Raw genomic sequence first — 2,087 nt, forward strand, 5'->3', positions numbered from 1 at the left:
GCGGGCCCGGAGAGCGCGCTGGCGGGCGTCCACCACGGCGTCGTCGGGGTGGTCCCCGTCGTGGTCGACGGGTGCTGCCGGGTCCTCGTCCACCTCGGAGTCGCGGCGCCGCGCCCGGATCTCGGCCCAGGCGAAGTAGGCCAGGGCGAGCGGTGCCAGGACGCCGAAGGCGAGCCACTGCAGACCGTAGGAGAGGTACGGGCCGTTCTCTATCCCGGGGATCGGAACCGGGGTGAGCGAGCCGGGCTGGTCTCCGGGGAGCTGGAGATACCCCGCGGGCACGAGCGGGTGGTCGAGGGCCTGGCCCAGGACCGAGGGATCCAGGACCCGCACAGCCGGCAGTCCGTCCACGAGGACCGGCTCCGCCTGCCCGCTCTCCGCCGCCCGGATCCGCGCGGTGATCTCGACCGGCCCCGCGGGCGCGGCGGTGTAGTCGGGGACCGTGTTGTTCTCGCCGACGGGGACGAAACCCCTGTTGACCAGGATCTCCGGCCCGTCGACAGGGACGAACACCGTCAAGACCTGGTAGACCGGCTCACCGTCGACCGCGCGGAGCCGCAGCAGTGCCTCGGCGTCGGGTTGCCACCGGCCGTCCAGGGTCACCAGTCGCCATTCGCGGTCGACGAACGCCTCGGGTCCGTCCACCACCTGCCCGAACGGGGCTGGTGCGGCCTCGATCGACTCGGCCAGGCGGGTGTTGCGGGCGTCGAGGTCCTCGCTCTTGCCCAGCTGCCACGGGGCCAGCAGCGCGAAGCAGGCCCAGGCGAACAGCGCCACGGCGAGTAGGCCGATCAGCCAGCCGGGACTCAGAAAGCGCCGCACACTCCGCATGTCCCCAGGGTATCCGCTGGACCCCGACGGGCTAAGTCAGGAGGGCACGCACCTCGGCCACCAAGCCGGGGAGCGCGTCGGCGATCTGGAGGCGGGTCCGGGTGAAGCCGTCGTGGTCGCCGTAGTAGGGGTCGGCAACGTCCTCCCCGTCCGCCGCGGGATCGAACCCCCGCAGGAGTCTGATGCGGTGCTCCTCTACTCCGGCGTCGAGGAGATGGTCGCGGTGGCCGCTATCGAGCGCCACCACCAGGTCGGCCCGGTGATCGGAGGTGGACAGTTGCGCGGCCACGTGCACGCTGTCGTACCCGTGGTCCTCGAGTTCGGCCGCGGCCCGCGGGTCCATGCCGTCCCCGACGTGCCACCCACCGGTGCCCACGCTCGAGACGGTGACCCTGTCCCCGAACCCGGCCCCGGAGAACGCGTGCCGGGCCATGACCTCGGCCATGGGGGAGCGGCAGATGTTGCCGGTACAGACAAAGACCACGTGCACGCTCGGGTCACCACGCATGGATGATCCGCTCCAGCTCGGCGGTGTCCACCGGGGACCAGCGGGCGCCGACCCACTCGCCGGGGCTGCCGTAACCCCAGCGCACGATCGCCGTGGGGATCCCGTAGCGGGCGGCACCCTCCACGTCGTGCTCGCGGTCGCCGATCATGAGGACGTGGCCCGTGCCCCCCTCGGCCACCGGTACCGGATCCACGCCGAGTGCGGCGAGCGAGTGCGCGATCACGTCGGCCTTGGCCGCCCGCCCGACCCGCAGGTCCGCGCCGCCGATGAACTCGAACGGGTCGTCGATCCGGAAGTGCTCCAGGATCCGCCGCGCCGCCTGTTGGTCCTTGCTCGTCGCCACGGCCATCCGGAAACCGTGACCGGCCAGACTCGTCAGTAGGCCGTCCATTCCCTCGTAGACCGCGTTCTCGAGCCACCCCACGTCGCTGTAGCGCTCGCGGTACGCGCTCATCGCCCGCTGCAGGTCGGTGCCCCCGAGTCCCAGCGAGGCGAGGGTGTCCGGCATGGGTGGGCCGGCGATGGAGCGGATGTCACGTGAGTCGTCCCACCGGGCGCCGACGGTGTCGAGCGCGTGGTGGAGCGACCTGGCGATGCCGTCCAGGGAGTCGGTGATGGTGCCGTCGAGATCGACGAGGAGGATCGGGCGGTCGGGCATGCCGTCATCCTCTCAGACCCCGGCCGGCACGCGCCGCCACCCGTCGCCGCCGCCCTCGTGCGCCCCGCCTAGGCTGCCGGTCATGAGCGC

General features: G+C 72.3%; 3 protein-coding genes. All 3 read right to left on the bottom strand.

Annotation, left to right across the window (positions count from 1 at the left end; genetic code table 11):
- Nucleotides 1-831, bottom strand: an 831-nt coding sequence (locus G6027_RS12565; RefSeq protein ID WP_182637473.1) for an SURF1 family cytochrome oxidase biogenesis protein, incomplete at its 3' end; no start/stop codon positions are given.
- 31 nt (nucleotides 832-862) lie between these two features.
- Nucleotides 863-1,339, bottom strand: a complete 477-nt coding sequence (locus tag G6027_RS12570; RefSeq protein WP_182637474.1) for a low molecular weight protein-tyrosine-phosphatase — start codon at nucleotides 1,337-1,339, stop codon at nucleotides 863-865.
- Nucleotides 1,329-1,997, bottom strand: a complete 669-nt coding sequence (locus G6027_RS12575) for an HAD hydrolase-like protein (protein ID WP_182637475.1) — start codon at nucleotides 1,995-1,997, stop codon at nucleotides 1,329-1,331. The genes G6027_RS12570 and G6027_RS12575 overlap by 11 nt, the downstream gene beginning before the upstream one ends.
- Between the last annotated feature and the right edge of the window lie 90 nt (nucleotides 1,998-2,087).

It is taken from the genome of Dietzia sp. SLG310A2-38A2, assembly GCF_014145095.1.
Taxonomy (GTDB): Bacteria; Actinomycetota; Actinomycetes; order Mycobacteriales; family Mycobacteriaceae; genus Dietzia.

Excerpts from the sequence above, each read along its gene's own strand:
- G6027_RS12570 (WP_182637474.1), bottom strand. The coding sequence starts at position 1,339 with ATGCGTGGTGACCCGAGCGTGCACGTGGTCTTTGTCTGTACCGGCAAC.
- G6027_RS12575 (WP_182637475.1), bottom strand. The coding sequence starts at position 1,997 with ATGCCCGACCGCCCGATCCTCCTCGTCGATCTCGACGGCACCATCACC.